Annotated in this window: 24 protein-coding genes; 13 read left to right on the top strand and 11 right to left on the bottom strand. The window is 40.8% G+C overall.

Annotated elements, in window-relative coordinates; all coding sequences use genetic code 11:
• Window positions 1-396: hypothetical protein (locus G500_RS0113130; protein WP_027002886.1), on the top strand; the 396-nt coding region annotated here is incomplete at its 5' end.
• A 133-nt stretch (window positions 397-529) separates the two neighbouring features.
• Complete coding sequence (locus tag G500_RS0113125) at window positions 530-1,057, top strand: hypothetical protein (protein WP_027002885.1); 528 nt, start codon at window positions 530-532, stop codon at window positions 1,055-1,057.
• A 124-nt stretch (window positions 1,058-1,181) separates the two neighbouring features.
• Here the strand turns inward: G500_RS0113125 and G500_RS0113120 are convergent, their stop codons facing one another.
• On the bottom strand, window positions 1,182-1,628 hold the full coding sequence (locus tag G500_RS0113120; RefSeq protein ID WP_027002884.1) for a nucleoside deaminase: 447 nt from the start codon (window positions 1,626-1,628) through the stop codon (window positions 1,182-1,184).
• Between the two features lie 345 nt (window positions 1,629-1,973).
• Here G500_RS0113120 and G500_RS0113110 point away from each other — a divergent pair, with 345 nt between their 5' ends.
• The 5 genes from G500_RS0113110 to G500_RS0113090 all read left to right on the top strand — a co-directional run bounded on the left by G500_RS0113110 (window position 1,974) and on the right by G500_RS0113090 (window position 6,226).
• Window positions 1,974-2,606 (top strand): RNA polymerase sigma factor, encoded by a 633-nt coding sequence (locus tag G500_RS0113110; protein WP_027002883.1) that lies wholly within the window; start codon window positions 1,974-1,976, stop codon window positions 2,604-2,606.
• Window positions 2,560-2,898 carry a hypothetical protein gene (locus G500_RS0113105; RefSeq protein ID WP_027002882.1) on the top strand — a complete coding sequence of 113 codons (339 nt, stop codon included), beginning with the start codon at window positions 2,560-2,562 and terminating at the stop codon, window positions 2,896-2,898. The genes G500_RS0113110 and G500_RS0113105 overlap by 47 nt, the downstream gene beginning before the upstream one ends.
• A 172-nt stretch (window positions 2,899-3,070) precedes the next feature.
• Window positions 3,071-3,739, top strand: a complete 669-nt coding sequence (locus G500_RS0113100) for a hypothetical protein (RefSeq protein ID WP_027002881.1) — start codon at window positions 3,071-3,073, stop codon at window positions 3,737-3,739.
• The gene (locus G500_RS0113095; protein ID WP_211220159.1) at window positions 3,690-5,249 is read left to right on the top strand and encodes an Eco57I restriction-modification methylase domain-containing protein; all 1,560 of its coding nucleotides are present in this window, start codon (window positions 3,690-3,692) and stop codon (window positions 5,247-5,249) included. The genes G500_RS0113100 and G500_RS0113095 overlap by 50 nt, the downstream gene beginning before the upstream one ends.
• 152 nt (window positions 5,250-5,401) lie before the next feature.
• Window positions 5,402-6,226 carry an AMP nucleosidase gene (locus tag G500_RS0113090; protein ID WP_051203575.1) on the top strand — a complete coding sequence of 275 codons (825 nt, stop codon included), beginning with the start codon at window positions 5,402-5,404 and terminating at the stop codon, window positions 6,224-6,226.
• Window positions 6,227-6,614: 388 nt separating this feature from the next.
• On the opposite strand, the gene G500_RS0113080 is transcribed toward G500_RS0113090, so the two are convergent.
• The 6 genes from G500_RS0113080 to G500_RS0113055 all read right to left on the bottom strand — a co-directional run bounded on the left by G500_RS0113080 (window position 6,615) and on the right by G500_RS0113055 (window position 13,451).
• A complete protein-coding gene (locus G500_RS0113080) occupies window positions 6,615-8,198 on the bottom strand; it encodes a DNA-methyltransferase (RefSeq protein WP_035757375.1) in 1,584 nt (527 codons plus the stop codon).
• Window positions 8,199-8,468: 270 nt separating this feature from the next.
• Window positions 8,469-9,833 (bottom strand): MATE family efflux transporter, encoded by a 1,365-nt coding sequence (locus tag G500_RS0113075; RefSeq protein WP_027002877.1) that lies wholly within the window; start codon window positions 9,831-9,833, stop codon window positions 8,469-8,471.
• Between the two features lie 71 nt (window positions 9,834-9,904).
• Window positions 9,905-10,786, bottom strand: coding sequence for an undecaprenyl-diphosphate phosphatase (locus tag G500_RS0113070; RefSeq protein WP_027002876.1), 882 nt, complete (start codon window positions 10,784-10,786; stop codon window positions 9,905-9,907).
• Window positions 10,787-10,884: 98 nt separating this feature from the next.
• On the bottom strand, window positions 10,885-11,631 hold the full coding sequence (locus G500_RS0113065) for a DUF1707 SHOCT-like domain-containing protein (protein ID WP_027002875.1): 747 nt from the start codon (window positions 11,629-11,631) through the stop codon (window positions 10,885-10,887).
• A gap of 12 nt (window positions 11,632-11,643) precedes the next feature.
• A complete protein-coding gene (recF, locus tag G500_RS23475; RefSeq protein WP_051203573.1) occupies window positions 11,644-12,759 on the bottom strand; it encodes a DNA replication/repair protein RecF in 1,116 nt (371 codons plus the stop codon).
• A 449-nt stretch (window positions 12,760-13,208) separates the two neighbouring features.
• Complete coding sequence (locus tag G500_RS0113055) at window positions 13,209-13,451, bottom strand: hypothetical protein (RefSeq protein ID WP_027002874.1); 243 nt, start codon at window positions 13,449-13,451, stop codon at window positions 13,209-13,211.
• Between the two features lie 363 nt (window positions 13,452-13,814).
• On the opposite strand from G500_RS0113055, the gene G500_RS0113040 reads away from it, so the two are divergent.
• On the top strand, window positions 13,815-15,716 hold the full coding sequence (locus tag G500_RS0113040) for a SpoIIE family protein phosphatase (protein WP_027002872.1): 1,902 nt from the start codon (window positions 13,815-13,817) through the stop codon (window positions 15,714-15,716).
• Between the two features lie 35 nt (window positions 15,717-15,751).
• Window positions 15,752-16,870 carry an anhydro-N-acetylmuramic acid kinase gene (locus tag G500_RS0113035; protein ID WP_027002871.1) on the top strand — a complete coding sequence of 373 codons (1,119 nt, stop codon included), beginning with the start codon at window positions 15,752-15,754 and terminating at the stop codon, window positions 16,868-16,870.
• A 7-nt stretch (window positions 16,871-16,877) separates the two neighbouring features.
• Here the strand turns inward: G500_RS0113035 and G500_RS0113030 are convergent, their stop codons facing one another.
• Window positions 16,878-17,831 (bottom strand): S66 peptidase family protein, encoded by a 954-nt coding sequence (locus tag G500_RS0113030; protein WP_027002870.1) that lies wholly within the window; start codon window positions 17,829-17,831, stop codon window positions 16,878-16,880.
• 74 nt (window positions 17,832-17,905) lie between these two features.
• On the opposite strand from G500_RS0113030, the gene G500_RS0113020 reads away from it, so the two are divergent.
• Window positions 17,906-18,475, top strand: a complete 570-nt coding sequence (locus G500_RS0113020) for an RNA 2'-phosphotransferase (RefSeq protein ID WP_027002869.1) — start codon at window positions 17,906-17,908, stop codon at window positions 18,473-18,475.
• A gap of 84 nt (window positions 18,476-18,559) precedes the next feature.
• Here G500_RS0113020 and G500_RS0113015 read toward each other — a convergent pair whose 3' ends face one another.
• A complete protein-coding gene (locus tag G500_RS0113015) occupies window positions 18,560-19,252 on the bottom strand; it encodes a methyltransferase domain-containing protein (RefSeq protein ID WP_027002868.1) in 693 nt (230 codons plus the stop codon).
• 200 nt (window positions 19,253-19,452) lie between these two features.
• Here G500_RS0113015 and G500_RS0113010 point away from each other — a divergent pair, with 200 nt between their 5' ends.
• The 3 genes from G500_RS0113010 (at window position 19,453) to G500_RS0112995 (ending at window position 25,820) form a co-directional block, all read left to right on the top strand.
• Window positions 19,453-20,784 carry a M16 family metallopeptidase gene (locus G500_RS0113010; RefSeq protein WP_027002867.1) on the top strand — a complete coding sequence of 444 codons (1,332 nt, stop codon included), beginning with the start codon at window positions 19,453-19,455 and terminating at the stop codon, window positions 20,782-20,784.
• Window positions 20,785-21,569: 785 nt separating this feature from the next.
• Window positions 21,570-22,544 carry a PorP/SprF family type IX secretion system membrane protein gene (locus G500_RS0113000; RefSeq protein WP_027002866.1) on the top strand — a complete coding sequence of 325 codons (975 nt, stop codon included), beginning with the start codon at window positions 21,570-21,572 and terminating at the stop codon, window positions 22,542-22,544.
• A 27-nt stretch (window positions 22,545-22,571) separates the two neighbouring features.
• Entirely contained in the window at window positions 22,572-25,820 is a 3,249-nt protein-coding gene (locus G500_RS0112995) for a T9SS type B sorting domain-containing protein (protein WP_027002865.1), read from the top strand.
• Between the two features lie 65 nt (window positions 25,821-25,885).
• On the opposite strand, the gene G500_RS0112990 is transcribed toward G500_RS0112995, so the two are convergent.
• Entirely contained in the window at window positions 25,886-26,245 is a 360-nt protein-coding gene (locus tag G500_RS0112990; RefSeq protein ID WP_027002864.1) for an MmcQ/YjbR family DNA-binding protein, read from the bottom strand.
• A 105-nt stretch (window positions 26,246-26,350) separates the two neighbouring features.
• Window positions 26,351-26,656, bottom strand: a complete 306-nt coding sequence (locus G500_RS23470; RefSeq protein ID WP_051203572.1) for a YtxH domain-containing protein — start codon at window positions 26,654-26,656, stop codon at window positions 26,351-26,353.
• Window positions 26,657-26,824: the final 168 nt, after the last annotated feature.

Genomic DNA, 26,824 nt, shown 5'->3' with positions numbered 1-26,824 from the left:
GACGAATGGATTTATTTTTTAAAAAATAGCGAAGTAAAAGATACTTTTAGGGCGAAAGGCTTGGATAAAGCAAAGGAAAAATTGCGCTATGAAAGTCTTACAGATTTAGAAAAGAAAATGTATGACCGTTCGGTAGAAAATCGCCGAATAGAAATAAGCGTAGCCTACACAAAAGAGTTGGAACTCAAACAGAAAGAGTTGGAACTCGAACAGAAAAAGCGAGAAATCGAGCAGACAAAGCGAGACCTCGAACAGAAGGAGTTGGAACTCAAAAAAGAAAAGGCGATTGAAATTGCGAAAAATGCTATTTTAGAAGGTTTTAATAACGCAATCATTTCAAAACTGACAGGCTTGACTTTTGAACAAATAGAGGCACTGCGCAAGGAAAAAAAATGAAATGCTGCTTAAGTTGTTACTAATTTTCAATCGTTTTTAGTATTTTTTCTTATCTTTGTGTGCTAATGTAGAAAGTCTTGTTAAGCCTTTGCTTTGGCGTAATTTTTCTAAATTTATTAAGACAACACTTAGTATGAACGTAATATTCCATACCACAACCGCAGTTGGAGTCGCCATTTTATTGACCGACACAAAAAGGATTGAACAAGCAAGAACCCTTAAAGATACCATTTGGACAAGTATTTTGGCATTTATCGTAGGTGTTATTTCACATGGCGCATTAGACTATATTCCACATTGTTATCCAATAAACTCTAAACTTGACGTGTTTGCTGGTTTGGCTATGATATTGATTACAGTTTGGTTAACAAATAAAAAATATCAGTTTATTATGGGACTTTCCTTTTTAGGCAGTATTTTTCCCGACTTAGTAGACCTTTCACCCAGTATTATCAATAAACAACTTGGATTCAATTTGCCAATACTTGATAAAATATTTCCTTGGCATTTACACGATTATTCTGGTTCAAACTATACTAATGATTGTAGTAATTCTTTTTTAAACCACTTATTATTGCTTCTTACAATTAGCATTATTCTTTGGTGCAGACAAACAGATTTAAGGGCTATATTTAACAAAAAATACGATAAAAATAACTAAATCAAGCAGCTATTCCGCTGTCAGGTTTGAAAGCAATTTAGATTTTTAGCGTGGTATTTTCTTAATCCTCCCATGCCCTTCCTCAAAAGTTGCGAAATGCTTTGCTGCGCCTAAGCCTTTTGACCTACTTCCTCAATTTTTCAAAGAAGGTTCTTAACAAATCTTGACATTCTTGCGCCAAAATGCCGCCTTCTATTTTTACCTTTTTCGGGAAAACAGTGCCTTCGCCCAAACGCACGAAGCCGCGCTTTTCGTCGGCAGCCCCAAAGTAGAGAGCCGACACCTGCGACCACGCCAAAGCACCTGCACACATCAGGCAGGGTTCTAAGGTTACGAAAATACTTGCCCCTGCTAAATACTTGAAATTGAGTGTGTTAGCGGCAGCACTAAGGGCAATCATTTCCGCATGCGCCGTTACATCTTGTAGGGCTTCGGTCAGATTATAGCCGCGTGCTAAGATTTTATTTTCTTGTACTACCAATGCGCCCACAGGAATTTCGCCCCTTTCAAAGGCTTTTTGCGCCTCCAAAAGGGCAAGGCGCATGAAAAAATTTTTGTCTTCGAGGGTCATAGTTTTGTGTTTTTTAGGGTCAGAACTTACATCACGTAAGTTTTTCTTTTTTTTGTAGAAAACGGGCTTTAAAAAGGGTTTTCAAAGGAAAGTTAGTCGCTTTTTTTGCAAGTTTCGTCGATAAAAAACGTTTTTTTGCCGATAAAAACCCTCTGTTTATCGAATTTGGCACTTGCTTTGACAATTTTTTTTCGAGGCTTCGGAAAAAAATTGTTGTACTCTTTTTTTTTTCAGAAAAACGTCGTTATATTTGTAAAAGTTACGGCAGGCAAAAGATAGCAAGCAGCTTTCCTACTCCCTCAATCGCTCAAATTGAACAATACACTTTTTAAAGCTACGTTAGTTATGCAAACGAAAACCAAGAAAAACGAGGTCAGCGATAGCGAACTCATCAAACTTTACCAAAACGGCTCGGAAGGAGCTTTTGTAACTTTGGTAGAACGCCACAAGACGCGCATTTACGGGGCGGTGTATCTAATCGTCAAAGATGCGTATGTAGCGGAGGACATCTTACAAGAAACCTTTATTAAAGTCATTGATACCATTCGCTCTGGTAGATACAACGAAGAGGGCAAATTTCTGCCTTGGGTTTCGCGTATCGCACACAACCTCGCCATCGACCATTTTCGTAAGCAAAAACGCTATCCTACCGTCATCATGGAAGAGGGCAGCCCTGTCTTGAATACCATCGAGCATGCCGTTCCCTCGTTTGAAGCAGTGAAAATAAAAGAAGAAACCTGCGCAACTTTGCGCGAATATATCAAAAAACTGCCCAAACCGCAAAAAGAAGTCTTGATGATGCGCCACTATTTCAATATGAGCTTCCAAGAAATTGCAGAAACTACGGGAGTGAGTATCAATACGGCTTTGGGAAGAATGCGTTACGCACTTATCAATCTCCGAAAACTGATGAACCAAAGCAACGAAACGTATGTCAACAATAAAAACCAATCTAAAAAACGTTCCTTCCAACACTAAAAACGCCGCCCAAAACGCTGCCGCCAATAGCCTACTTGCCTATGTGTATGGAGAAGTGTCCGAACAAAAAGCCGAGCAAATCAGAATCGAACTTCTACAAGAGGAGAGTCTAAGTCAAGAATTTTTTGAGATGATAGAAATGAAAAAGCAGCTCGATGCCTGCACAGAAAAACAGTTGAAGCAGATGCCCGCGCCCAGCGCAGGCGTAGTGGAAAGAATCTTACAATATGCCAAATCGCAACAGAGGCAAAGCCAACTCCTTTCTAATTTCGGTGAAACGGCAGCCTCTTAGCTTGGCGAGCTTTCCGATTGTTCTTTATGACTTCCTATTTTCCATCACTTTCCCATTTTGGCTTATTGAACAGAAATTTACACACCTACCTTTAATTTTTTTTAGACTTTGCTTTTAGAAAGCCTTATAACGACTTATCCTTTGTTTTCCCCGCCTTGCTAAATCTTAGACTATGGATTACGAGAAAATAGCAAAGAGAATTGAACTTGAAATAGAAACGCTTTTTGAAGAAATGCGGTCAGGAATCTCCGCAAGAGAAGATAGCAGGGCGTTTGGTGCAATGATTGAAAAAAGAATAACCGATAGTTGGGACAAGATTTGTTCGAATTTAGGTTATCAGACGGTTGATATACCAGGACGAAGAACCATCTTTGATTTTGCTTGCAACATTGAAAACAAACTTTTTGGGTTTGATGTTAAAACCAAGGATTTGGATTCGAAAAGTTATTCGGACGGTGGTGTATGTGCTATCGGAAATCTTCTTAAATTTCTTGCAAATGATAGAGGGATTTTTATGATTGTCGAATTTGGACATGATAGGTCGACTGCAAAAAACAATAGTAGAGAAATCGAGTACATCTGTGTTGCCCCTTTTCACTGCTTGCCCCAAAACATGTATCGCATTGAAAACTTGGGGACAGGACAAGTGAGGCTTAATTATACAATAAATCAGGTCTGGGATGAGATAGAATGGAATAGGTCTTATCAAGATTTCTTTAATATTTTTTGCGACCTTGCTACAATCCACTATAAACGAGTTAAGGCAGATGCAGACAAACGAATTAAATCAATTGAACAATTTAGAGATGGCGGATATCAGAACTTCCGATTTGTCAGATAAAGCCTTGCGCATGGGTGATGTTTTTACTCCGCTCAAATGGGGGGAGTTTGCGATTGATAAGTTCGATATATTTTCAAAATGGCTTGCAGGTGCATCTGTATTTGACCCAACTATGGGTGAAGGTAATCTGCTCGAAGCCCTTATTACTTATGGTTTGGCTAAGGGTTTTTCTCTCGAAAGCCTTCCTATAAATAAACTCTTTGGGAATGAATTAAATACTGTTTATTTCACACAAGCTCTGCATAAGTTTAGAGAGAAATATGGCTTAGATATGACCCAAAATTTCACCAACGAAGACTTTTTAAAGCTAACTCCTAAAAGATATGATATAATATTTGGTAATCCACCTTGGCAAAATTTTGTAGATTTACCTGAAAGCTATAAAGAGCAAATAAAAAGTTACTTTTTTAAGTTTGATTTAGTAGGAAATAGTCAAAATCTATTATTGGGGGGAAGTAGAATTGATATAGCAGCCCTTATTGTTCAAGTTTCCATCAAAGACTTTCTAAAAGAGAAAGGAGAAGCGATTGTATTTTTACCGCTTTCACTGTTTTTAAATGAAGGCGCGAATAAAAGTTTTAGAACTTATCGAATTGGCGAAGTCAAATATTGTGTTCATTCTATCTTTGATTTTAATGACCAAGATGTGTTTGGAGGGGTCGCGACGCGCTATGGGCTGGCACACTTTGTCAGGGATACAAAGTCATCTTTTCCAATCCCTTATTTCAGAAATGAGAAAGGTTTTTGGAATGAGTATATTGCAAAACCACTTTTTGAACAAACAGACCCTTTGAGTATTCTTTCCAAAGAAGAAGATAAGCATTTTGAGATGCTTAGTCCTATCTTTGTAAAAAGAGAATCAAGTCCCAGACAAGGGGTGAATACCTGTGGTGCGAATGATGTTTATTTTTTTGATACTTTCAATGAAATAGACAAAGATTTTGTAAGCCTTTCTAACAAAAATAAGAAAAATATTGAGTTGCCTAAAAAGTTTGTATTTCCACTACTCACCTCAAAAGCATTTAAAAATCAGTCGCCTACACCTTCAAAATGGGTACTCCTGCCCTATAATAGCAACGGAAAACCAATGGAGTGGAAGCAAATTCAAGCCTTCCCCAAACTTCAACGCTACCTTGAAAACAACATAGAAACTTTAAAAGCCCGAAAAGGGGTGATGCTAAATGCGATGCTCAATCGTGGGTATTGGTGGGCAATGTTGGGGGTGGGCGAATATAACTTTTTCCCCTATAAAGTCGTTTGGGAAGCCTACGGTAAAACGGTATTCAACCCAACAATTTTCGAGGGACATTGGCAGGCAAATCAATCTTTGCAGGCTTTTATTCCTATTAGGTCAATGACAGAAGCGAAAAGAATACAAACTGCCTTAGCGGATAAGAAAATCGAAAATTATTTGCTATCTTTAAAAATGGAAGGTACAATGAATTGGGCGCAACCGGGAAAAATAAAAAAAATCATCAAGTATGAAGAAGACCAGCCGACCTTTTTTTAACCCTTCTGCTGCACCAGAAAAGCGTGCTACCCCCCTTTCAGGCTGCCTTTTTAAGGTGGCTTTTCTTGTATTATAAGGGCAGGTAGTAGCTGCTGCGCCCTAAAAAGTCAAAATTATACAATTTTAAAAATCAAAAACCTAAAAATTATCTTATGCACACCACACCCTCGAACTTCTCTTCTGACGACTTCAACCAAATCCATGTAGAACAGAAACTTGCTATCGTTCAGGATTGGTTACCGCGTTATACGGGCAAACCCTTAGAACAATTTGGGAAATTTGTCTTGCTCACCAATTTTATCAACTATGTAGAAATGTTCGCCGAGCGATTTGGCGTTGAAGTAGTGGGGCGCGATAAGCCCATGCAGACGGCAACGGCGGATAATATCACCATCATCAATTTTGGCATGGGCAGCGCGATGGCTGCCACCGTCATGGACTTGCTCATGGCGATTAAGCCCGAAGCCCTGCTTTTTTTGGGCAAATGTGGCGGCTTGAAGAAAAAAACAAATTTAGGCGATTTTATCCTACCTATTGCTGCCATTCGTGGCGAGGGGACAAGCAACGACTATATGCCACAGGAAGTGCCTGCGCTGCCTTCGTTCCGTATCCATAAAACAACCTCCATTATCATTCGTGAAAAAGAACTGGACTACCTCACAGGCACAGTTTATACCACCAATAGGCGTGTTTGGGAACACGACGAGGCTTTTAAAAACTACCTACGTGGCACACGCGCCATGGCGATAGACATGGAAACGGCTACTATTTTTAGTGTCGGATTTATCAACGAAATCCCACGTGGTGCGCTTTTGATGGTTTCAGACAACCCCATGATTCCCGAAGGCATCAAGACTTCAAAAAGTGATAAAATTGTTACTTCAAAATTTGCCGAGCAGCACCTTTCTGTTGGCATCGATACGCTCAAACGCATAGAAAGCACAGGGCAATCGATGAAGCACATGCGATTTGAATAAAGAGGCTTTAAACGCCCTTTAAAGGGCTGCGACAGATGCTTCAAATACACCCCGCCCCAAACCCCTCCCCCAAAGGGAGGGGCTTTGATATGGTATCATTTTTTTGCATAAATGCAAAAAAATGATTTGTATTTCGAACCCTCCCCTATGGGGGGAGGGCAGGGTGGGGGTTCAGGAGGCTTGTTTTACACCAAAAAATCGTTTGCTTTTGTAGGGACAAGGCACTGCCTTGTCCGAAGTGAGATTGAAATAAAAAAGGCTTTCAGACCCAAATTTTATTTCGTTTCCAATTCGAAAAGACAAGGCTTTTCATAAAACGTAACAGAATTTAATTGAATATAAAATATTTTTTAACTGTTTTTTCTATTAGTTTCCACATTCATAGGTTTTATTCATTAAAAAATCCTTTGTTATTGTTATCTTGTGCTTTTCGCACAGCCTTTTTGAGAACTTCTACGCTTGTGGGCAGATGCATGCGCTTGCCTGCCAAGATTTCCTGCACACTCACAACGGTTATTTTCGGATACGTCTGACCGAGCATTTTGTTTTGATAATTGCCATACTTTTCGGCTTCCTTTACCAAGTTGGGCATTGGGTATAAGGTTAGAAAAAAGCCCATAACGGCTTTTTCTCTTTCTACTGTGCCATACAAGTCGCGAATGACCGTCGGCGAAAGGCTTTTGTTGGATTTTACAGAAAAGAGAACTTGCTGAAATTCTTGCTCCTGCGCCTCGTTGTAATCTATGATAAAGGCTGTTCCGTCGATGCCGCCGTCGCCTCCTTTTTTGTCGTTAATGACGGCGCGGTTGTTTGAGTAGGTCAGCACTATCCACTTTTCAAATTCTTTGCGTGTTCGGTCGTCTTGTTTATTGGCTAACGCTATGGCACTCTCCATGTCTTCGGGAATACCCGATAAGGTGATTTTTTCTAACACAGACTTGCCAAAACTATCTTCTAAACGCTTCATTATCAGCGAAATAGATTGATACGTAATATCTATTCCTACCCACTGCCTATTGAGCCTTTCGGCAACGGCTATCGTTGTGCCACAGCCACAATAACAGTCTAAAATGACATCGCCTTCGTTTGAACTGGCTTGGATAATTTTTTCTAATAACTGTTCAGGTTTTTGAGTAGGGTAGCCTAATCTTTCTTTGGCTTGTGAATTTAGAGAAGGCAGGATAATTACGTCAGAAGCTGCTACTGTTGCTTTTTCTCTAAAAATTATATTTTTATATTTTTCTGGATTTAATTTTCCACTTTCTACTGCACTTTCAAACTTTTCTTTATTATAGACAATTAGCTGCGAATATTTCTCTTTATCTGACGAAATAACATTACTATCCCAACCTCTGGCAACTTTTTTCTTTTGATTTTCTGACATATCAACTTCCGTAAAATTAAAAGTTGAGTTGTTTGATTTCGAGTAGAAAAGAATAATATCATGCATGCTTTGAAACTGCTGCTGCACATTTGTCCATCTTCGATAGTGCCAAACAATTTCGTTTCTAAAATCTCCACCTTGTGAACAGAAGATAGCATCTAAGACCAATTTTAGATAATGGCTTGCCGTTGGGTCGCAATGCAGGTAAAATGAACCTGTCGGCTTCAAAACTCGATAAATTTCGGCTATGCGCTGCGTCATGCTCACCAAATAAGACAAGAGGCTTCCTCGTCCCAGCACTTTTTCAAGCCCCAAAATAAGGTTGATACTTTGTTTTGTAAAAACACCATTTTTATTGCTCACAATTTCATCAAAACCCTCATTTGCGATACCATTCCAAGTCCAAGTATCTACAAAAGCCTGCGCCTGTGCTTTGTCTTCTTTTCCGATATTATTATAAATTTGGTTGTAATTTCGTTTAGAATTAAAAGGCGGGTCTATGTAGCATAAATCTACACTTTCGTCCTTGACATGCTTTCTCAAAACTTCTAAGTTGTCGCCATAAAAAAGTTTATTTTTCGGTGTCATGTTTTTAATTTTAATAAATTACAAATAAAAAAGAAATCTATTCAAAATCCAAAATATCTGCATTTGACAAACCAAAAAAAAGAGAGGATTTTGTCTTCGATACAGTAGCAAAGTTAAAATATTATCTTTGAAAAAGCAAATATCAAAAACGCTTATTAGCGTATCAGTGTTAAGTTCTAAAATTTTATACTAAGGCAGGGACAAAGCATGCCTTGTCCTATACCCCAAACCCTAAGGGTCTTCAAGACCCTTAGGGTTTAAGTCCAAATTTTATTCTGCTTCTTTCAAATTTATTTGCCTTGTCAATCGCCAAAAGCGAAGGAGTAGTAGAATGGCAGCAATCGTAAGTCCTAAGGACAAGCCTATCCAAATGCCCATTGCGCCCCAATCAAGACCAAAAGCCATGAGGTAGCCTACTGGAATGGCAACGCCCCAATAGGCAAAAAGGGTGATGTAGGTAGGAATTTTGGTGTCTTCTAAGCCTCTAAGATTGCCTGCTGATACCACCTGTGCGCCATCTGAAAGTTGGAAAAAGCCTGCTGCAATAAAAAGATGACTGGCAATTAGGGCAATTTGTGGAGCTAAAACGTCGTTTTCATTGAGAAAAAGCCAAGGGATTTCATGGCGAAAAATCAATAACAAGGCAGCCGTTACCGACATAAATCCTAAGGCTAAAAAGAGGGCGGAATTTCCCATCTGACTTACAAAACGCGCCTGCTTTTTCCCCATCAAATTGGCTACATTTACCGTCGTGCCTTGTGCAAGCCCCAGAGCCGTCAGGAAGGTCGCCGATGCCACATTGAGAACAATTTGGTGAGCCGCCATCGCCTCTTTGCTTATCATACCTACCAAAATCCCCGCCACAGAAAAGGCAGTAGTTTCCGAAAAAAGTTGTATGCCGATAGGAAAACCCAAGTTGATGATTTTTCTTATAATTTCGCCATCAAAAAGCGGACGAAATAAATTGGCTGCATAAGGGAATAGATTTTTATTTAGAAAAAATACCACTACCATTATCAAAAGCATCAAGACGCGCGAAATGAAAGTTGCCCAAGCCGCACCCATCAGACCCATTTCGGGAAAGCCGTAGTTTCCAAAAATAAGTAAGTAGTTTAGCAAAATATTGAAGATACTCCCTAAAATATTGACCGTCATGCCTATTTTGGGAAGCCGCAGGGCTTCGCTAAACTCTTTAAGAACCGCAAACATAAAGAGCGGAATCATCGATAGGGCAATCACTTGCAAGTAAGGTAGAGCCGCTTTCAAGACCACTTCTTCCTGCCCCATATAGGGCGCGAAAAGCGTTAGCAACAGTAGTGCAAGGCAAGAAAGCACACCCAATAAGATGCCCAAACTCACACTATTGCGGAGAAAAATCTGCACCAAAGTCTGATTTTTGGCTGCATCAGCATTCGCAACTAAGGGTTTGAGCGCGAAACAGATGCCTATACCCAAGACAAAAGCACTATAAAAAAGGCTATTGGCAAACGCCACACCTGCCAAATCAATGCTATTATACTTTCCTACCATCAAAGTATCCGAAATCGAGATGAGAATCGTCGAAATCTGACCCAACATTATCGGAAGGGAAAGCCGCAGTTGTGTGCGATAGAAATAAAACCGAGAGAGCCGCATGGGAAGAAAGGGATAGAAATGAAGGGAAGCCTGTGCAAGGCTGATGAAGTCTGATTTTGCCTAATTTTTGTCTAATTTTTTAGAACAAATGACAAACCTACGCCCACAGATATTAGTAAACAATAAATCGCAAAATAAATCAATTTCTGACGACGTACCAATTCGAGCATGCCCATACACGCCAACCAGCCAAAGAGAAAGGCTGCCAAAAAGCCCAAACCCAACACATCAAGACCCAAAGTAGGCGTAGTGCCTGCCTGCAAAAGTTTGAAATAACTGCGAAGTTCGAGCAGCGTTGCGCCTACAATCGGCGGCAGCACCATCAGAAACGAAAAACGCGCCACCTGTGCGCGATGCACCCCCAAAAGCAGCCCTATCGCAATCGTACTCCCAGAGCGCGAAATGCCGGGTAGCACCGCAAACGCCTGCATAAGTCCAATCGCAAACGCCTGCCTATACCCGATAGAAGCGTTAAGGGCTTGCAAACTCTCTGCACTTTCGCCAATAGCGGATTGAGTTTGATTTTTTTCGCTTTCTTTTGATTTACTTTGTAAATGAGTAAAGAGTAGGAATAAGCCTGTCAGTGCCAACATCAAACTCACAAAACCGATTTTGCCTTCAAAGAGTTCCTCTACCCAATCTTTAAAAAATACGCCCACTATGCCCACAGGGAGCATCGAAATGAGGATTTTGGTTGAAAATTGTACCTCTACGTTCCACTCAAAACGGCGCAAGCCCCCTACTAAGCCTTTGATTATCAGACCTATATCTTTGCGAAAGACCACCACAGTAGCCAATGCCGTAGCCGCATGCACGACAATAGAAAAGAGCAAGCCCCCATCTTCTACGCCTAAAAAATATTTGCCTAACTCCAAATGTCCGCTGCTACTGACGGGCAGAAATTCGGTGAGTCCTTGTATGATGCCCAATAAAATGGCTTCTATCCAGTTCATGATTTAGTTGAAAAACGGTTTTACAAAGAAATAAATTCTTTCACTTGGAAAGCGCAAAGGTACGCAAAAGCCTGCGTTTATGGGGGCTTTTTCAAATTTTAATAGACCACTGAAACTTCGCCTAACCAAAAAGAGCCATGTAAGATTATCTTGAAATTGAGCGTATTGATTTCCTGCGATTGCGTACCCGTTAGGCGTGCCAGCCAGCCCTTGCGCTTATCTTTGACTTTAAAATCGCCTAAATAAAGCTGCATTTGTTTTACGATTTCGCCGCCACGTGGTAGCAAAATCTTAACCTCACCCATAGCACCGCCGATATGCAAATCGATGGTTTTCCCTTGTAAGGCTTCGCTTCTCAAATCTACTACCGTTTCGCCCATTACACATTCTACTTCAAGGCGCAGGCGATTGCCCACCATTTGCGCCCGTCTTAAATCTATTTTTTGGCTACTAAAAAAATTGCTCACCTGCAAGCCCTTCCCATCTAAAAGCTCGATTTGGTGGCGATTCGAGCTAAGAATATCTTTTACATCTTTTGGCATAACATTCTGATAGTCAGGCATCTGACTTTGATATGGTTTCATACTTGAAACATCTGCCCACTCATTTCCCGCAAGGGCATTTTGTCCCTCTTGGGGGGTTGAGGCTTGAAAGATGGCTGCTTTTACCTCGGTAGGAAAATCAAACAAGACCAATTCAAGCTCTTCTATGCTGGTTGCTTTCATGGCTTCATCTAAACGGTTGATGTACTCTTCTTCGTCTAAATTCTGATTGCTGAAAGCATTTTGCAAGGCTTCTATGACGGCTTCGCGTTTTTTGGGAACGCCATAAGTTGTTTTTTTCATCTTAAAAAAAAATTAGGAGGGAATAGAAATAAAATGACCTGTTTGAAAAATAGCCTGACTGCGTTCGGGGCGTGCATCAGAAATAAAGGCTTGACCCATTCTTTCCTGATGTAAGATTTCCGCTAATTTTTCAATTCTGCTATCATCGAGTTTATCGAAGATATCGTCTAAGAGCAACAAAGGCGGACAGTTTTTTTCCGCATAGAGATAGTCGCTTTTGGCAAATTGTAGGGCAATGACAAAGGTTTTTTGTTGTCCTTGCGAACCATAAATTTTTAAACTTTTTGTATGAAGTAAGAAAACATAATCGTCCTTATGAACCCCTTTGGTAGTACGCAAAAGCCGCAAATCGTCCGCTTGGCTATCTTTGAGCAACTGCGCTAAGGGTTCTTTGTCTAATTCAGAACGGTATTCCAACGAAACGGCTTCCTTTTCTTGTGCCAAATCTTGATAATATTTTTGAAAAAAAACATTAAATTTTTGTATCATCTTGCGCCGCATCTCGAAAATAAAGTTTCCTTTCTCAACCAAAATAGAATCGTATATTTTTATCAAATTTTTATCTACTTTTTTTCCTAATTCATGACACTGTTTCAAAAGACTGTTGCGTTGTTTGAGCGTATGTTGGTATAAAATAAGGGCTTGCAGGTAGGGCTGACTGGTTTGGGAAAGCAAATTGTCGAAAAAACTACGCCTAAATTCGCTACTCTCACGAATCAGGTCGGTATCCTGCGGTTGTAGAAGCACACAGGGCAGTTTTCCTACATGCTCGCTAATTTTTTTGTAGGGTATTTTGTTTAGTTTTAGCTCTTTTTTCTTTCCTTTTTCCAAACTGCAAAGTACGACTTCTTCTCTTTTTTCTTGTTCGAATTTGCCTTTGAGGGCGAAAAAATTAGCTCCCTGCCTAATTTGTTGGCTTTCTGTACCCAAAAAAGCACTTTTTCCGATACAGAGGTAGTGAATGGCATCTAATAGATTGGTCTTGCCTACGCCATTTTCACCTACGATACAGTTTATTTTAGATGAAAAAGCATACTTTTTTTCTTCATAACTTTTAAAGTTATGTAAGTGAATTTCTTTAAGCCATAAAGTTTGAATGTTTTTTTCAGAACTCTCGTCAAAATTCATAGGAGGGCGCGTAGCGGTGAGTAATAGGTAGTGGAAAGTGTGCCAAAATTACAACAAAAATAAAGAAGCCACTCTACAAAATGGAGGGAAAGCGGCAGTGGTATTAAATTCTAAAAGTTAGTAGGTGGAAAGATAGGGATAAGCTACTGCCCTACCTGTCGTGAGATTGAAATAAAAAAGAGTTTTCCTGCCAAAAAATAAGGTTCAGCCCAAATTTTATTTTGTTTCTCATTCGAAAAACAAGACTTTTTCCAGAACTTAACATCAACGGGGAAAGCAGCAGGGCTTTGATTTTTGTGAAAAAAAGTCTTGCAGGATAGGGGAGGTATAAATTTTTAGATTTAAAAAATACGAAAAAAATATAAAAATAAAAAATAGAACTAACCAGTTTTCCGATTAGTTCCGTAAAAGTCTATAAACATAGCCGTTTTTTATGATATTGAAAGGGCTTATTTTTTCAAATGTTCTATCTTCTCACGATATGCCAAAAGTGCGCTACAATGCTCGTTGATACGGCGCGTCATGTCGCGTAACTTTCTCAAATTCAGGGGATTAACAGGTTGTTGGTTGCTAAAAAAGGTCTGTTTTAGAAGTTGCTCGTAATCTTCTTGTAGATTTTGCATCAAACGCTCCATTTGCTGCTCATAAAGCGTTGGCTCTTCTTGGGGGGTAGAAATGCGGATTGTGGGCATAAAAAAGCGGTTTAGAAGTTAAATCAATCGGGTAGGATAAAGGCAAAAAATGTGCGTTTGGAAAGGTCGGGGCTAAACGTGTGCAAGTTAGGGATTTTGTAGCGCATCAGCACAAAAAGCTCGGTTAGCATACGGTTAATTTTTTGTAACACAACGCAGAAAAGAAAGGCTTAGTTTGTCTTTTTCTGAAAAAGCGGCGAAAAAGTGAAAAAATAGTAAATTTTTGAGAAAAAATGCGAAAAAAAGGCAGCCAATGGGCTTTCTATTGTCTTTTGAAAAGGGGCAATTTTTGAGTTTTTTTAGGGAAACTTTCTCAAAAAGGTAATATTGAGGCAATCAAAACATAGAAGCAAGCCTTTACCTTTGCAGCAAAAAAATGCACCCAAGCGCATGCCTACTGATACGCCCTCGAAATTTAGGAGTTTAAAGTTCAAATTAGAAGTTACCTTTCTTAGCTTTTTGCTTTTGATGGGCTGTATCATCATGGTTACTTTTTGGTTTGACTATCGCCGCAGCGAAATAGATGAGTTTATGAGCTTGGTAGGAAAAATCAATTTTAATGTCGTAAAAATACAATCCTTAGAAAAAGATTTTTTTAGCAATGAAACTATCAACCCCGAATATTATCGGAAAGGAGATAGCCCTTATTTGAAAGAGCGCAAAAAAAGGTTGCGCGAGGTTTTGCAGCAACTTCAAACCTTAGAAAATAGAAAAGAGATTAGCAATTTGGCTATTCAGATGGATATTGCAGACATTAGGCGGCTTTTGGTGCGCTACGAAACGCGCTTTGATAGCCTCATTTTGCTTATCAATTTGCGCGGTTTCAAAGATTTTGGTGTAGAGGGCAGAATGAGGCGTTATATCCATCGGATAGAATCTTCGCCTTTTCCTTTCGACAAGGAAAAAATGTTAATGATTCGTCGTTATGAAAAAGATTTTATTATTAGAAAAGAAAAAATTTATATCGCCAAACTTTTAGTCATGGTAGATAGCCTGCGAAGGGACATTGCCCTTTCGGTGCGCAATCCAGAAGAGCGCGATAAAATGATTGCTTTGCTCACGAGTTATCGCGATACTTTTACTCAATTAGTAACTTATGAAGAAAAAATAGGACTTAAAAAAGGTGATGGCTTGTTGCAAGAGTTTTCGGTGCTTTCTTTGGAGATACAAAAATCAATAGACCACATTCAGAAGGAGGCGACCGAGAAAAGTTTGGCACTTAAAGAGCGCATCAAACTCACGCTTATAGGCGTAGTGCTGCTTTGCATTGTGTCTAATATTTTACTAAGTCTTTTCGTTACACAATATTTGAGCAAACCTGTACGAAAATTATCTAATTCTATTCATAAAGTCATTAAAAATAATTTTTCAGAAAGTATTAAATTAGAACAAGTAAAAAGCAATGATGAAATAGGTTGGCTCTCTAATGATTTTGCTAAAATGCTTGAAACAGTACAAAATAATATTGCTCAAATTCAACTTCAATCTGACCAAATTGCTCATTCGCAAGAAAAAATTATGGATAGTATCCGCTATGGGCAGCAAATTCAAGAAGCCGTTTTGCCTACCGAGGAGGAATTAAATGCTTTTTTCGAGGATAGTTTCGTGATTTACAAGCCCCAAAAATTGGTGTCGGGCGATTTTTATTGGTTGTTTCGCAAAAAAAGGCGCACTTTTATTGCCGTTGTCGATTGCACAGGGCATGGCGTACCCGGTGCTTTTATGTCTATGATTGGGCATACTTTGCTCAATAAAATTGTGGGGCAGAGCAAAATTTATGACCCTGCCATGATTTTAGAAGTGCTGCATATTGAAATCAAAAACGCATTGCACCAACAAGAAGGCAAAAATAGCGACGGCATGGATATTTGTCTTTGTTGCATCGATGATGGCACAGACCAGAAAATCGTTACCTTTGCAGGTGCAAAACGCACGCTTTATTACACCAAAAATGGCAAACTCCACTTGCTAAAAGGGGACAAGCGCGGTATCGGAGGCAGACAAAAGTCTGAAAATCAGCCTTTTAACAACCAAGTATTGAGCCTACGCAAGGGCGAAATCCTCTACCTCACCACTGACGGTTTTGCCGACCAAAACAATGCGGCTCGCGAAAAATTTGGCAGTCTGCGCTTTGCCCAAACCCTCGAACAGGTGCATAGGCAGAGTTTGAGCCGCCAGAAAGAAATTTTGGAGCGGTTCTTCGAGGCACATAAACAAAAAGAACCCCAACGCGACGACGTTACGATTGTGGGAATAAAGCTATAAAAATAAAAGATTAAAACCAAATTGTAGCAAAAAATATGGTCTATTTGGTCATAGGTTTGATGTCGGGAACGTCCCTTGATGGTTTAGATGTGGCGGCAGTTCGTTTTGAGGAAGTAAAGGGTACAAAAAACTCGCTTGCTTGGCGTTATGAATTGGTGAAAACGCAAACTTTTCCTTATTCGGAGGTGCAAAAGGGGCATTTGGCGGCTTTGAAAGCGGCTTCGGCACTTGATTTTTTTATGTATGAAAATGAATGGACGCAGTGGGTAGCCGAAAAAGTAAATCATTTTTTAGCAGAAATATCGTCGGAAATACCGCTTTTAGTCGCTTTTCATGGGCATACCGTTTTTCATCAACCAGCAAAAGGGCTTACTTTGCAAATGGGTAATGGTTCGCTTTTGGCGGCACAGACGGGGCTTTCGGTTGTGTATGATTTTCGCCGCCAAGATGTAGCTTTGGGCGGTCAGGGCGCACCCTTAGTGCCAATGGGTGATAAATTACTTTTTTCTGACATAGATTTTTGTCTGAATTTGGGAGGAATTGCGAATATTTCTTTTGAAATAGCAGGAAAAAGGCTTGCTTTTGATGTCTGCCCTGCCAATATGGTTTTGAATTTTTTGGCTCAAAAACTCGATAAACCCTATGATGCAGAGGGCAAAATGGCGGCAAGTGGCAACTTTTTGCCCGCCCTTTTTGAAGAGCTTTCTAAACTGCCGTTTTATGCCGCGCCCTACCCTAAGTCTTTGGGAGCGGAATGGGTAGAAAGTCAGATTTTTCCAATTTTAGAAAATTATTTAGCGCAAAATGAAACTTTTAAATCGAAAGAAAACCTTATTTCCGACTTGCTGCACACTTTTTGCGAGCATATTGCCTATCAAATTAGCGAAATTATTGAAAAAATAGATAAAAATCATAAAACAACTTTGCTTATCACAGGGGGCGGCGCGTGGAATCGTTTTCTTATTCAAAGACTTGCTCTGCGACTGCCCGAAGTACAAATAGAAATTGCGACACAAGAACTTACCGATTTCAAAGAAGCCCTTATCTTTGCCTTTTTAGGTTTGCTGCGCTATTTGGAACGCCCCAATGCGTTGGCTTCTGTTACGGGTGCAAAAACTGACCATTCTTGCGGTGTGATAGCAAAGCCTTTTTAACTTTTTTCTAAAAAAAAGACGATTTATTTTGTTGATTTTCTAATTCAAAACAAAGCCTTGCGCCTTCTTTATCTACCGTTAGCAGGGCGGGCGCGTGGTGGAAGATGGCGTAGTTTTCGGCAGTATGTCCGATAGGAAAGCCAAAACCCAAGGGTTTATGAGCGGCATATTTTTTCCAATGCCTATGAAAAATTTGTGTAATATTTTCGCCAAAATCTTCTTCGGTTTCTGTACTGCCTGTAAAATTACCGACGACTAAGCCTGCAATTTTTGATAAAATTCCTGCACTTTCAAATTGCACCAACATTCTATCAATGCGATACAAATTTTCGCCTATATCTTCTAAAAATAAAATTTTGCCCTCAAAATCAGGCTCATAGCCTGTGCCTAAGCTATGTTGTAGGACTGCCAAATTGCCGCCCAGCGTAAGCCCCTGCACTTTTCCTTCACTTTGTAAGGGCGAATACTGACCTAAAACTTCGTATTTTTGTGCAAAATTAAAATTTTTAAAAAGAACTTGTTTCAAATTTTCTAAGCTATTTTCTATACCTTCCCATTGCCATTGCGATGGCATGATGGCGTGTAAAGAGCTAATTTTTAAAGTAGCAATTTTTAAATGTAAAAAAGTAATATCGCTAAAACCAATGAGCCACTTCGGATTTTTTGCAAAAAGGGTAAAATCTAAATCTTCTATTATCCGACTTACGCCATAGCCGCCGCGCAAACAGAAGATAGCCTTTGCCTCCAAATCGTTTAGTGCCATTTGCAGGTCGGCAAGGCGAAGGGAGTCTGTGGCAGCAAAGCGAAAATGATTTTTCCCTACCCCTGCCCCCAAGATAGGTTTTAAATGCCATTCGTTTTGTAATAAATGAAGGGCAAATTGCACTTTTTCAGATTCTATTTTTCCCGAAGGTGCAACAAGATAGACTTTGTCATTTGGTTTTAGAAAGGCGGGAATCATAAAAAAGAAAGTTTTGTTGGAAAAAGCGATAGGCTTGTGCCTGCAAAATAGAAAAAACAAAACAGAAAAATCAAATGGAAACCAAAAATTTTAAGAAAATAAGTAAATTTTTGAGCCTGCTTTTGCGTCATCGCCCCGAAGTGGTCGGTTTGGAATTAGACCAAGCGGGTTGGGCAAGGGTAGCGGATTTGCTTTTGAAAGTGAAGGCACACAAGCCCGATTTTGCCCTCGATTTGCCTACGCTGGCGCAACTTGTGGCGGAAAATGACAAACAGCGTTTTAGCTTTGATGCAAGTGGGACAAAAATTCGCGCCAATCAGGGACATTCTATTGCAAAAGAAACCCTCGATTTGGGCTTGCTGCCCCAAACGCCGCCCTCGATTTTGTACCATGGCACAAGCCGCAATTTTTTGGATAGCATCAAAAAAGAAGGGCTACAAAAAAAGACGCGCCAATATGTGCATCTTTCTGCTGATGTAGAAACGGCAACGAAGGTAGGAAGCCGAAAAGGTAATGTTAGAATCTTGATTATCAAGGCTTTAGAGATGCAAAAGGCAGGACACTCTTTTTATCGCGCCCAAAATGGCGTTTGGTTGGCAGAGGAAGTGCCGCCTTCGTTTATTGAATTTGGAGAGGCATTTTAATTTTTTCAATGCGTCGCTTGCGCGATACAAGCGGCGTAAGGGGGAGTTATTTTTGGAAGAATCAAAAAAAACATTTTTAATTTCCTAATCTTTTTTTTGTGCAATTTTTTGTGCAATGAGCAAGATATGAATTTCTGTACTGCCTTTTCTTGGGTAGCTTTTTTCTATTTTTGAAACAGAAAAAAGACCAATTTCCTGAAATAAATTTTCAAAAAAAGAGCTTTGATAGTAATAAATCAAGAACTTATCGCCCTGCCCATTTTCCTGCCAACCAGAAAGTTGTGGGTCGCCCTCGATAAAACTAAGGTAAAGTAAGCCATTTGGTTGTAAAAGAAAATGACTATCTTCTACCAATTTGCGCGTTTCCTTAGGGCTTAGATAAGGCAGGCAGAACCCTGAAATAAGTCCGTGATAGGCTTTTTGGCGTTTGGGCAGTTGTAAAAGCTCTTGGGCTTCGCCTACCTCAAAATGAATTTGTGGGAAGTGGGCGTTATTTTTTCGCGCCCATTCGAGCATGTTGGGGGCAAAATCGTAGGCTTCTATGCTGAAATCTATCTTTTTTTGGGTTAGGATTGTAGCAATTTGGTGGGAAATGTTGCCAATTCCACAGCCCATTTCGAGCAAGTGGAGGCTTTGCCCTTGTGTAGGAAAGGCATTTTGTAGCAAATCGCAAAACAAAAGATAGGAATCTTGGTACAATTCGAGGTGAAAAAAGGCATTTTGGTAAAGATGCGCGATTTTATCCCAAATGGCAGCGGAGGCAGTGTTTTTTTCCATTCAGAGAGCGAAAAATAAAGAGTTGGTTAGATAAAGTTGTGTGCAGCCTTGTAATAAAAACTAAAAAAAGGCTACTGATAGCGAAAATCTTACTTAGTGGTAAGGGGCAAGTGCCTTTTGCTTGTCTATCAAGAGGTGTCGGTTTCAAGTTTTGAAATATCAATCCCCAAATCTAATCTTTCTTTAATCCTTTCGCAACGATGAAAAAAATATTTTCATTCCTTTTGTTGCTTTTTTGGTTAGGCTCGCCACTTTTGGCACAGACTCCCAAAAAGGTCGAATTTACGGAATACACCCTCGAAAACGGCTTACACGTGATTTTGCACCAAGATAAAAGTGTGCCGCTGGTCGCTGTTACGGTCTTGTATCACGTGGGTTCGAAAAATGAAAACCCCGACCGCACAGGCTTTGCGCATTTCTTCGAACACCTTTTATTTGAAGGCTCTCAAAATATCGGCAGAGGCGAATTTGACGATTACGTGGAACGCGCAGGGGGTACGCTCAATGCCAATACAAGTTTTGACCGCACTTTCTACTATGAACTATTGCCCTCGAATCAGCTTGAATTGGGCTTGTGGCTCGAATCGGAGCGCATGCTGCATGCCAAAGTGGATAATATCGGGATTGAAACGCAGCGTCAGGTGGTAAAGGAAGAACGCCGTCAGCGCATCGACAATCAGCCCTATGGTACGATGATGGAAAACGTCTTTAAGTTGGCGTATGAAAAGCACCCCTACAAGTGGCCTGTTATCGGGTACATGGAGCATTTAGATGCCGCCCAAGAAAATGACTACAAGACTTTCTACGAAACTTTCTATGTCCCTAACAATGCGACACTCTCTATTGCAGGCGATATTGATATTGAAGAAACCAAAAAGAAAATCGAACTTTATTTTGGTAGTATTCCAAAAGGAAAAGGTGAAATTCCGCGCCCTAACGTAACCGAAGAGCCGCAAACTGCCGAGCGCAGAGGCGTAATTGAAGACAATATCCAGCTTCCTGCCGTCATTCATGCCTACAAAACGCCTTCTATTCGCCAAGACGACTATTATGCCGTAAGCATGCTCATGACGCTGCTTTCAGAAGGACAAAGCTCACGCCTTCGCAAATCTATTCAAGACAAGCAAAATAAGGCACTTTTTATCGGTGCGTTCCCCTTCGGATTGGAAGATTCGCCCAGCATGTCGATGGTCTTTGCTTTGGCAAACTTAGGTTCGGGAACTACCCCCGAAACCTTAGAGGCGGCGATGGACGAGGAGTATGAAAAGGTGAAAAATGAGCTTATTTCCGAGCGCGAACATGAAAAGCTCATCAACCAAATCGAAACGCAATTCTATTCGCAAAATAGCTCTATGGCGGGAATTGCTGAAAATTTAGCCAACTATCACGTTTATTACGGAGATGCAGACCTTATCAATACGGAAATAGAAAAGTATAGAAAGGTTACGCGCCAAGATATTCAGCGTGTTGCACAAAAATACCTCAACAAAGAAAATCGCGTTGTCCTTTATTATGTGCCTAAAAAAGGCTAAAAGCGAATTTTCTGATTTAAAACAAACCCAAATCGAGCCTCCCAAGTAAGGCTGATGGAAACAAGAAAAACCTTCGAGAGGTGCGCCTCTTGAAGGTTTGTTTCTTAGTACGCTATCAATTTTTTATATCCACTGTATAAAATACATTCTTTTTTTTTAGTTTTTTTTAAAATGAAAAAATATCACTTCTTACTCACTGCCTTTGTCTATCTTCCTGCTTAGTTTATAGCTGGAATGTTAGTAAAGACAGCTCTCTTGCACACTTTTTATTTTATTTTTTGCTTGAAAGTAGGAAAATAAGCTAAAACTTACTTTCAAGCCTCAAAAAGGGCTTGTAAAAAAAAGATTTGTCGGTGCGAAAAACACTTTGACAGTCCTAAAAAGGGCGTTGGTCTAAGTGCTTCTCTTTTTTTTCTAAACTTCTGATTTTCAGGTGCAAAAAACAAAAAAAATGCTTATTTTTGCTTTACCTCACGACAAGACACAACATAGCAAGTAAAAAATAGATTGATGCTTTCCGAAATAAGCCGATTTTGTCTTTCTATCGTCTAAAAAAATCGTACTTCTTCTACCTGTTCCTTTTTAAAACATAAAAAAAGGACAACCTCTTTGCCTTAAAATGCTATGAAAGTTTGTTTCTATAAATTTTAGATAGAAAAACGCGCCCAAAACTTACATTGGTCTATTTTTTGAAACGCTTTCCCAAAAAAACATAAAAATTCTTTTCCTGCCAACGTTTGTAGGCAGTTCTCTACCCTATTGCCCTCTTTCTAATACGCGCTTCTATGTTCAGTCTTACTTTTTTTTCGTTATTGCCTCAAAAAAGGAGCAGGCGAAGGCTTTTTTATAGCCTTTGTCTATCTTATCTCTTATTGAGTTCGCTGGCTTTGCAGGCACAGCAGGCGAGTTTTCAGAGCCAATATAACCAAAACTTTGCACTCCTAAACCCTGCCGCTATAGGCATTGCGCCACATTTTCGCTTTACCACAGGCTTTCGCGCCCAATGGAGCGGCTGGGAAAGCGCACCCCAAACGGCTTATTTTTTGATAGAAACGCCCCTCGAATTACTCAAAGACAAAGACGCTGCCCTGCCTGAAAACGGACACAGTTTGGCGTTTTCTGCACATACCGATAAGGCAGGACTTTTTAGCAGAAGCGGCTTTTATGCCCAATACGCCTACCATCTAACCCTTTCACAACGCAACCTTTATCTGGAAAGTACGCGCCTACAACTTTCTATGGGGGCTTCGCTCGGTATCCTCAATATTGGCTTTCGCAGTCAGGAGGCAATTTTGCTCAACCCCAACGACAATGCCATCGAGAGTCAGCAAAGGGCTTGGTCGCCTGACCTCAACGTCGGACTTTGGCTGCACGACGACCGCTTTTTTGTAGGCACAACCCTTTTTCAAGTCATAGAAAATCGCCTCAATTTTGCACAAGCCACACGCCTGCGCCGCCACTACGGACTGATGGGCGGTTATCATTTTAAAATCAATGAAAAATTTAAACTCTCGCCGTCTTTTTTTGTGCAAAAAATTCGCGCTACGCCGCTTTTAGTAGATATCAATTTGGCACTGCACCTATGGGAAAGATGGCAAATCGGCACTTCTTATCGCCACAAAAGAGCGTGGCAGGCTTTTTTGGGGGGGCAGGTTTGGAAAAAACTCTCCTGTTTTTATTACTACGATTACGCAACTTCGGCACAGTGGCAGGTCTTTCGCAATAGCCATGAAGTTGCAATTTTATATCAGTTTTTTTAATTTTTGGCTACAAAAAAATCAAATCTTATGAAAAAAATGACGCTTTTGAGCATTACCTACAAAATCTTTTTCCTTTCGGCACTCATTTGGGGGCTACCGCTCTTTTTTTCGAGTGCCTTGTTGCAAGCACAGGTCAATAGTGCAGATTCGCTGGCTTTGGTGAATTTTTATACGGCAAATTTTGGAGGTACTTGGACAAATCCTTGGCGATTGAACGAACCTGTTAGCCGTTGGCAGGGGGTTGTTGTAGAAAATGGGCGCGTAGTGGCTTTGCGGCTTGGCAATCGTCGTATGGCAGGTGCGCTTTCGAATGCGCTTGCAGGGCTTCCGCTTTTGCGCGAATTGGACTTATCGTCGAATTCGCTTTCTGGTGGAGCGGTCAATTTGCTTAATATCCCTAATTTACAGACGCTAAATGTGTCGGCTTGCACCCAACTTGTTCCCAATCTGGACTCGAATAGTCCGATTTTGCAGTTAGCCCAAATCCGCAACCTGACCCTTTCTAATTTGGGCTTGGAAACGGGGGCTGAAAATTTGGTTGCCTTAGCTGCTACTTTGGAAAGCCTTAACCTTTCTAATAATGCCTTTTCGGGCGATTTGCCTGCTAATTGGCGTAGCCTTTCGCGTTTGCGCTCGCTCAATATTGCCAACAATGAATTTGAAAAGGTAATGGAAGTAATTGTTGGGCTTCGCAATTTACAATTTTTGATAGCAAACAATAACAAAATAAAAGAAGAAATTAGTCCTTCTTTTAATAACCTTTCCCAACTGCAAGAATGGAACATGAGCCGCAACCAACTTTTTGGCGAAATTCCAACCCTGACGGCTTTGCGCGAATTGCGCATCTGCAATCTTTCTAATAACCAACTTTCAGGGCAAATTCCAAATACTTTTGCTACTTTACCCAAATTAGAAAATGTCAATCTTTCCAATAACCTCTTTCAAGATACTGCACCTGCGGGCTTTTTTGCCTCTCCTACGCTTCGGGTGCTGAATATTTCAAACAACAACCTGACTTATTTAGCCATCGGCGATTTGGGGATTACGCCTGTATTGCATACGCTTATTGCTTCCCACAACGAAATTTCCGACCAAGACGAACCTATGGCATTTAGTCTTTTGCGAAATTTAGTTGTATTCGATATTTCATACAACGCCCTTAATTCGCTGATAATCAATGGTTTTTATAGTCTTGCCAAATTAGAACAACTCAATGTAAGCCACAATCGCCTTAGCGAATCGGTGAGCGTGAATGTAGAAAACTTGCGCCAAATCCGTACTCTGAACCTATCCAACAATCGGCTGACAGGAATTTTGCCCAAAGAGTTGGGGGGGCTACAACAAGCTACGGAACTAAACCTTTCTCATAACTTATTTTTGGAATCGCCACCTTCACAACTCAATACGCTCCCTGCCTTGCAGCGTTTGTATTTGAATGACAATTTATTTCAAGATTTGCCTATTTTTACCATCGATACCTTAGAAATTTTACACGTACAAAACAATCGCCTCACCTTTGAAGATTTAGAGGACAATCTCTATGCTGCCAAAAGGGAATTTCGATACAGCCCACAGGCGAATGTCCCGATGGAGCAAAATTGTCAGTTGAGTGTAGAAGTGGGCGGTAGGTACAATCGCTACCAATGGCTTTTCGAGGGCGATACGCTGCTTTTTGATACGCTTTCCTTTATAAATGCCTATCAGTCAGGCTCTTATCAGTGTCTAATTGCGAATGATAGCGTAAGGGAATTGATTTTGGAAAGCGAAATCGTGATGCCCAATTTTTTAGTGCCTTTCATACCCAAACAAGATAGCATCTTTTGCGCTCCTTTTGAATACGTTTTAGATGGCGGCGAAAACGGACAACGATACGAATGGAGTACAGGCGAAACAACGCGCTTTATCACCGTAACCGAAGAAGGCGAGTACAGTGTGCGCGTTTTTGCCAATACCTGCCAAAATAGCGATACCATCAAAATTATTTATAGGGGGGGCAAAAACAATATCATCTCTGCCGACCAACTCATCTGCAATGGCGAGCAGCCTGCCCAACTCATAGGGGGCGAATCCGACCCCGAACATGGCTACCTTTGGCAAAGTTCGGATAACGGCGTAGATTGGCGCAATGAAGATAGCACGCTTTTCTATCAGCCGCCCTCGCTTGCCAAAACGCAGTATTATCGCCGTTTGGTGCTTACCGATAGCTGTCCGCCGCTGCCCAGCAATGTGGTCAAGATTAGTGTTGTAGATATTGCCTTTGATGCGCAAGTGGTACAACCTTCCTGCCCCGAAGGGCGTGATGGCGAAATTCGCGTTTTGATTTCACAGACGGCAGGCAATTTTTCCGCAATTTGGGCAGACGATAGCACCGCTACTTTGAATCGTACAAACCTTGCCGCAGGCACTTACACGCTTTGGGTGCGCGATAGTTTGGGTTGTGAAGAGGTTTTTTCTATCGAAATTCCTAAAACGGAACTTCTACAAATTGAAATCGAGGTACAGCAGGCTTCTTGTGGCACAGCTGCCGCCGATGGTGCAATCCGCGCTAAGGCAAGCGGTGGTATTGCGCCCTATCGTTATGAATGGTTGAGCAGCGAAGAATGGGCAGGCGAGGAAGAAGGCGAATCTTTTACGGAGGAAAAAACGGGTGCGTCTTTATGGGAAAACCTTGCGCCTTCGCAGACTTTGCCCTACCGCTTAGTCGTAACAGATGCGCGTGGCTGCCAGAAGGTAGAAAAGGCAATTTTGCTCCAACGCACGCAACCTGTTTCGGCAGAATTTGCCTATGAAAAAGTAGATTTTTGTAGGGAAGAACCCTATCCGAAGCCACAAATTTTAGGGCAACAAGGCGGACGCTTTTTCTCTGATTCGCCCGACTTGCGCCTTAATTCTCTCACAGGTGAAATTAGGCTCGATGAAACGCCCGTAGGGGAGTATCTTATCCGTTATCGCGCCAACGATTGTTCGGAAAGTGCCGTTACGGTGGCTATCTTCGAGGGCTGTTTCAATACTATTCCCAACACTTTTTCGCCCAATGGTGATGGGGTCAATGAAACGTGGGAAGTGCCACTCTTCGAGGCTTATCCTGCCTTGCACCTGCAAATTTTTGATAGAAATGGCACATTGCTTTTTGACGCTCCACAAGGCTTCGAGGCTTGGGACGGCACTTTCGAGGGCAAGCCCCTGCCCGAAGGCACTTATTTTTATCAGGTAGATTTGGGTACGCCCTTCGAGCAAAGGCGCAAGCATCAGGGCTTTATTAGTTTGATACGATAATTTGGTAAGATAATTTGGTACAATAATTTAGCACGATAAGTCGCTGCTTCTAAAAAATACCTTCTCTAAGGTTGGCTTTCCAAAATTTCGGCTTGCCTTTTTTTGGGAAGCCCCTTGAAGACTAAATCGTAGGCATGGCTTATCCAAAATTTGAGTTCCGTATCATCTAATTCTCCTACTACATCAATCGTATTCCAATGCTTTTTGTTCATGTGGTAGCCCCCGCGCACCGATTCGGTTCGCGCGCGCAGTTCGAGTGCTTTTTCGGGGTCGCATTTGAGATTGAGGCTGCTAAATTGGGCTGTGTCGGCGAGTGCAAAAATTTTACCTCCTACCTTAAAGGCTAAGGTCGTTTCATCGAAAGGGTATTCTTCCGTTACGCCTTTGAATTGTAGGCAAAAGGCTTTGAATTGGGAAAGCGTCATTTTTCTACTATTTTTGATAAAATACCAAAACAAAAATTTTTTGATGCTACAAAACAAAACCCACGATTTTAGGTCGTGGGTTTTGAAAGAGAAGACAAAAAAGGACTAAGCCTCTTGCTCTTCGCTTACCGCTGTGCCATTGACACGAGTGCGCAATGAGCCTGCACGCGACTTGACATCGTCGGCTACTGTGCCTGCCTTTTCGCGTACTACATCACTAAATTGATTGACTTTGTGCTTGGCAATTTCCAACTGTCCTTCTAAGTCTTCTAAAAGTTCGTTGGATTTTTTAGCGATTTTGCCGCGTGTGCGCTCGCCCGAATCGGGTGCAAGCAAAACGCCTACTAATGCGCCCACTGCCAAACCTGCGATAAAGGTGATAAGATTTGTGTTATCTGAATTATTTGCCATAAAAAAAGAGGGTTTTGTGTTGAATGAACCTGATAAATAAGTTCTTTTTAAAAACTTTTTGAGAACTTGTTTAGTACAAAGTGTTTGCCTTATACTATTTTTTACGGAATGAAAGGAAAAAGGTTGTTCTTTCTTCCAAAACGAAGCTCAAAATGAAGCCCCAAAATG

The organism is Hugenholtzia roseola DSM 9546, from assembly GCF_000422585.1.
In the GTDB taxonomy this organism is placed as follows: Bacteria; Bacteroidota; Bacteroidia; order Cytophagales; family Bernardetiaceae; genus Hugenholtzia; species Hugenholtzia roseola.
The sequence above is the reverse complement of the archived record's forward strand: the minus strand, read 5'-3'. Positions and strand labels throughout refer to the sequence as shown.